This window comes from Dendronalium phyllosphericum CENA369 (genome assembly GCF_016056275.1).
GTDB lineage: Bacteria > Cyanobacteriota > Cyanobacteriia > Cyanobacteriales > Nostocaceae > Dendronalium > Dendronalium phyllosphericum.
This window is the reverse complement of record NZ_JAECZA010000146.1, coordinates 1-5,875: the sequence shown is the minus strand read 5'-3', so window position 1 is coordinate 5,875 and position 5,875 is coordinate 1. Positions and strand designations below refer to the sequence as shown.

3 protein-coding genes and 1 CRISPR repeat array are annotated in these 5,875 nt (G+C 41.5%); all 3 genes read left to right on the top strand.

Annotation, left to right across the window (positions count from 1 at the left end; genetic code table 11):
- Nucleotides 1–287 precede the first annotated feature (287 nt).
- The gene (locus I8752_RS21010; RefSeq protein WP_214434231.1) at nt 288–449 is read left to right on the top strand and encodes a hypothetical protein; all 162 of its coding nucleotides are present in this window, start codon (nt 288–290) and stop codon (nt 447–449) included.
- Nucleotides 450–660: 211 nt separating this feature from the next.
- On the top strand, nt 661–1,809 hold the full coding sequence (locus tag I8752_RS21005) for an FAD-dependent oxidoreductase (RefSeq protein WP_318780876.1): 1,149 nt from the start codon (nt 661–663) through the stop codon (nt 1,807–1,809).
- Between the two features lie 59 nt (nt 1,810–1,868).
- Nucleotides 1,869–3,584 carry an urease subunit alpha gene (gene ureC / locus I8752_RS21000; protein WP_214434229.1) on the top strand — a complete coding sequence of 572 codons (1,716 nt, stop codon included), beginning with the start codon at nt 1,869–1,871 and terminating at the stop codon, nt 3,582–3,584.
- A gap of 300 nt (nt 3,585–3,884) precedes the next feature.
- Nucleotides 3,885–5,443: a CRISPR direct-repeat array (repeat unit 37 nt; unit sequence GTTGAAATTTCACTTAATCCCTATTAGGGATTGAAAC).
- Nucleotides 5,444–5,875: the final 432 nt, after the last annotated feature.

Genomic DNA, 5,875 nt, shown 5'->3' with positions numbered 1-5,875 from the left:
GGATAATAACTATTTAGAGAGAGTTTTAGCTTTATTGTAAACTAGCTTGTCAATAATTTAGTTAAGATTGTTGCTTATTTTCAGGGGTAAGCTAACTTATTCATGGCTGAATAGTTAGGTAATTCATCCTTAAACAAGAGTTTTTTGATTAAAGATAAGTTAATTTATACGTCTGCAAAAGAATCGATTTATTCTGTTTATCTTTTTGTCAAGTTTCGCACTTATACAAATTACTTTGAAATTCTTATTAGTTTTTGTTAGAAAATAAGGTGCGTTTTCCCTGATTATTGCAAGCTGGTCTCATACTAGAAGTATTGCAGGAATACCCTTACTCCAATGGTTGCAAGCTATTTGAGCAAATGTGCGAAGCCCCAACAAAGCAGTGGTTTCCACCTGAAGATGTACCGAATCTACCGTTAATGTATGGTATTGTGGCTCGCAAGCCATAACGGATAAACAAAGGTAGGTTACTTTAGAAGTAGGATCAATAAGCTTTATTTGGCTATATTCATCCCTCATAGATTACCTTAAAAGCCAACTATGAATTAGGAGCGATCGCAACAAATTCGGCACTGTTTCCCGTAATCTTTTTGATAAATCAAGATTTTTAGATTGGGAAGAAATATGCAAATAGATATAAATCAAAAATCACTTGGAACTATGCTGAAGAAAGTTGCAATTATCGGTGCTGGACCTGGTGGTTTAGCTGCGGCAATTGCACTGCAAAATCTGGGTTTTGATGTGCAAGTGTATGAAAAAGCTCAAGAATTTTGTCCAGTGGGTACTGGTTTAGGGCTAACTCCCAACGGTTTGAATTGTTTAGAAGCGATCGCACCAGGAATAGTTACAACCTTAAAAAGTTCTGGCTGTTCGGTTGGGCAGACAGTTCTCAAAAGTATGAACGGAGAAACAATCAGAGCTAGTTCTAGCACCTTCTTAGAGCAATACGGACAGCCATTATTAACTGTTTGGTGGTGGCGATTGCAACAAATCCTAGCATCTAGATTACCATCTGACATTATTCACCTCAATCATAATTGTATTGGCTTTGAACAAGATGAAAGTGGCGTAAAAGTCTACTTTGAGAATGGCAATACCATTGATGCAAATTTGCTAATTGGTGCAGATGGAGTAAATTCCGCAGTTAGAGAAACCTTATTTGCTGAAGGTAAACCTCATTACATAGGGAGTATGTGTTGGCGTGCTGTTATTAAATATCATCACGAGCTATTTAATTCTTATGATTTAGCTTTCATCAAAGGCAAGCAACAATTTATGTATCTTCTCAATGTAGGTGAAGGTTACACTAGTTGGATTTATCGTAAATTCATGCCAGATTATTCTTTGTCGGCAAGTGTTGAACAAGTCAAGGTTCGGATTCTAGATGAACTAACAGATTGGGATCGATCCTTTCGGGCAATTGTAGAAGCAACACCAGCCAAACAGATTTGGGAAGGGCCTATTTGCGATCGCCCACCCTTAACTTCTTGGAGTCAAGGTAGAGTAACCCTTTTAGGCGATGCAGCCCACCCAATGGCTCCAGCAATGGCCCAAGGCGCTAACAGTACGTTTGAAGATGTATGCGAGTTGCAAGCCTGTTTATCTCAAGCATCGAGTTTGACAGAAGCTCTTACCAACTACGAACAGCGTCGTATCGAGCGTACAAGCATCATCCAAGCTCGGAGTGCAGTCGGCGAAATGCGGTACTATGACATTGAAACTGCTAAAGAAAAACAGGAACGAGCGGACTTAACTAACGAGCATTTTTCGGATTGGTTATATCGCTATAAAGTATTTGCTGATTCCTGATTGCTTGCAAATCTCCAATTTCTGCTTTATGCTTCAATACCATCGCCAGGAGTGGCATTATGCCTTATAGAATGGATCGCCGGGCTTATGCAGAAACCTATGGGCCAACAGTAGGCGATCGCGTCCGACTTGCCGATACAGAATTATTCATTGAAGTCGAACAAGACTTCACAACCTACGGCGATGAAGTAAAATTCGGCGGCGGTAAAGTTATCAGGGACGGGATGGGACAATCCCCAATTTCTAATGCTGATGGTGCTGTAGATTTAGTAATTACTAATGCTTTGATTCTCGATTGGTGGGGTATTGTCAAAGCAGATATTGGCATTAAAGATGGCAAGATTTTTAAAATTGGGAAAGCTGGAAATCCATATATTCAAAATAATGTAGATATCATTATTGGCCCTGGAACTGAAGCCTTAGCCGGGGAAGGAATGATTCTCACCGCTGGCGGCATTGATAGCCATATTCATTTTATTTGTCCCCAACAAATTGAAGTAGCGATCGCTTCTGGTATTACCACGATGATTGGTGGCGGAACTGGCCCTGCTACAGGCACAAACGCCACTACCTGCACCCCAGGCCCCTGGAACATTTACCGGATGTTGCAAGCCGCTGATGCTTTTCCTGTCAACTTAGGGTTTTTGGGCAAAGGCAATGCCAGTCAACCCCAAGCACTTGTAGAACAAGTAACAGCTGGTGCAATGGGGTTAAAGTTACACGAAGATTGGGGAACTACTCCCGCCGCAATCGATACCTGTCTTAGCGTTGCCGATGAATATGATGTGCAAGTAGCAATTCATACCGACACTCTCAACGAAGCCGGATTTGTCGAAGATACAATTGCCGCTTTTAAAAATCGTGTCATCCACACCTACCACACCGAAGGCGCAGGTGGCGGACACGCACCAGACATTATCAAAGTTTGCGGGGAAGCTAATGTTTTGCCATCTTCCACCAACCCCACACGCCCTTACACCCTCAACACCTTAGACGAACACCTAGATATGTTGATGGTATGTCATCACCTCGACCCAGGAATTGCCGAAGATGTTGCCTTTGCTGAATCTCGCATCCGCCGAGAAACCATTGCCGCCGAAGACATTTTGCACGACTTGGGCGCGTTTAGCATGATTTCTTCCGATTCTCAAGCGATGGGAAGAGTGGGAGAAGTAATAATTCGCACTTGGCAGACATCTCACAAAATGAAGGTGCAACGAGGAATCCTTAATCCGCAAGGAACAGAACAAAGAGCAGATAATTTCCGAGCCAAAAGATACGTTGCTAAATATACTATTAATCCAGCGATCGCACATGGTATTGCTCAGTATATCGGTTCAATAGAAGAAGGGAAACTAGCAGATTTGTGCTTGTGGCGGCCGGCGTTTTTTGGCGTGAAACCAGAGATAATAATTAAAGGTGGCGCGATCGCATGGTCGCAAATGGGCGATGCCAACGCTAGTATTCCCACACCGCAACCCGTGCATATGCGACCGATGTTTGGCAGTTTTGCAGGTGCGCGTCATGCCACTTCTTTAACCTTTGTTTCCCAAACAGCTTTAGATAAAGATATTCCTAGACAATTAGGTTTGCAAAAAACCGCAGTTGCAGTTTCCGGAACGCGCCAACTTAGTAAGCGGGATATGAAGCTGAATGATGCCTTACCTCAGATTGAAGTCGATCCCGAAACCTATGAAGTTAGGGCAGACGGTGAATTGCTGATTTGTGAACCTGCGACAGTCTTACCAATGGCGCAAAGGTACTTTTTGTTTTAATTCATAACTTGTTTTGCTCAAGTTAAATCTATTGGTGGTAAAACCTTGATAACAGCAGTATTTTCATTCCTTCAGGCGCGGATGGGTAGCTGTTTGAAATCAAATTTTGGCAAATGAGCTTGAAACCCTTGTAACATCAAGCTTGCGAACAAAATATCTCTTTTAGTCGCCGCGCGCCTTATCTAGAAAGGATTTTAGCCATTTGCTGATTACTGGGTAACAATTTTTTATGCTACTATTACCTCATTCGCGCAACAGAACCTTGAAAACTCAATATAGATTGTATTCCAGGCGACCGCTGTTGAAATTTCACTTAATCCCTATTAGGGATTGAAACAACTAAAATGCCATGAGTTTCAGGATGAATCAGAGCGCAGGTTGAAATTTCACTTAATCCCTATTAGGGATTGAAACTGATAACACCAAGTATAGCAAGCTGTGCAAAAAGTTGAAATTTCACTTAATCCCTATTAGGGATTGAAACATTTCATCATATTGGCGCTGCCCATCCCTAAGCGTTGAAATTTCACTTAATCCCTATTAGGGATTGAAACAGTAGCTTTATAATATGCTTCGCGGTTTTTCTTCAGGTTGAAATTTCACTTAATCCCTATTAGGGATTGAAACTGAAGACGCGATCGCTATCTGGAGAGAATTCCTTGTTGAAATTTCACTTAATCCCTATTAGGGATTGAAACAAATATATGTCTGATGTGTGATTCAACGGTTCGTTTTGAGGTTGAAATTTCACTTAATCCCTATTAGGGATTGAAACTTTTTATTTTTAAATTATCTAGCATTTTAGCTATAGAGTTGAAATTTCACTTAATCCCTATTAGGGATTGAAACACTATCGTCACTAATCGGACGCAAAAGTACGCCGTTGAAATTTCACTTAATCCCTATTAGGGATTGAAACCAAGCAAACTGTTGCAAAACAATACGCTGTGAAAGTTGAAATTTCACTTAATCCCTATTAGGGATTGAAACTGCAATCAATTAGAAGGGGGAAAATTGTAATTCTTCAGTTGAAATTTCACTTAATCCCTATTAGGGATTGAAACGTGCTAGATCGTGCCCCGACACGATCGCATTTGCGAAGTTGAAATTTCACTTAATCCCTATTAGGGATTGAAACAAGTCATGGCTACGACCGAAGTCTAGCCCCGCGTAGCGTTGAAATTTCACTTAATCCCTATTAGGGATTGAAACTTCTAACAAAGATTGGATTTCACTGATAGATTTCAGTTGAAATTTCACTTAATCCCTATTAGGGATTGAAACAAACCACTGCCAGTCCCAAAACTCAACTCCAAGTTGAAATTTCACTTAATCCCTATTAGGGATTGAAACATGGTGTGGATGTGGGACGCAACAATGTAGCGTGGTTGAAATTTCACTTAATCCCTATTAGGGATTGAAACGGCAATTTCACAGAATTTACTGGGAAGCATTATCGTTGAAATTTCACTTAATCCCTATTAGGGATTGAAACAAAGAATCCTCGCAAGTGGATCAAGAGGGGGAAAGTTGAAATTTCACTTAATCCCTATTAGGGATTGAAACAGGATAGAACTGAAACTGAAACTATCTGCCAGCCATCGTTGAAATTTCACTTAATCCCTATTAGGGATTGAAACTCTGTCACCCCCAAGGCTCTGGCTGCAATACCCAGTTGAAATTTCACTTAATCCCTATTAGGGATTGAAACTGATTTAGAAGCAGGAATCCTAACAACTTTGGTGTTGAAATTTCACTTAATCCCTATTAGGGATTGAAACCGACGCTTCTGAGGAGTTCGCGCAGTCACTCAAGCAGCAAGGTTGAAATTTCACTTAATCCCTATTAGGGATTGGTGCGACTATCGGTTGCACGACGAGAGTGAGTATCTCAGAAATACTCCTGGCGAGTGTCAATGCCAGTACCCGCCCAAAGGGGCATTACGGGTAACTGTAATGTCTCATAGCTAGAGGGTAAAATGCGCGACATCAGCAAGCCGCATAGTTAGGTGAAGTGCTAGGGTAAAACTAGACAGGGTTAACAGATGTGAATCCTTGCAGAGGCATCGTGAAGAGGAATTACCGAAAACGGCTGAGACGGTAAAAGGGATAAAGTGATTCTGCCCAATCCTCAGAATCAGGGACACCAGAAACCCCCGGTGTATAGAGGGAACCCAAGCTAGTTGTATCTTTCGCGTGTGATACGTAGGAACCCCAATGGGGTCTTTTGAACTAGGTCGATGTCAAAAGTAGAGATGGGAGTAATCCCGCTTTAATCCCCCAGTGGGTGTA

What these genes read in the sequence shown, in the direction of transcription:
- I8752_RS21005 (WP_318780876.1), top strand. Translation starts at nt 661, where the DNA reads ATGCTGAAGAAAGTTGCAATTATCGGTGCTGGACCTGGTGGTTTAGCT.
- ureC (WP_214434229.1), top strand. Translation starts at nt 1,869, where the DNA reads ATGCCTTATAGAATGGATCGCCGGGCTTATGCAGAAACCTATGGGCCA.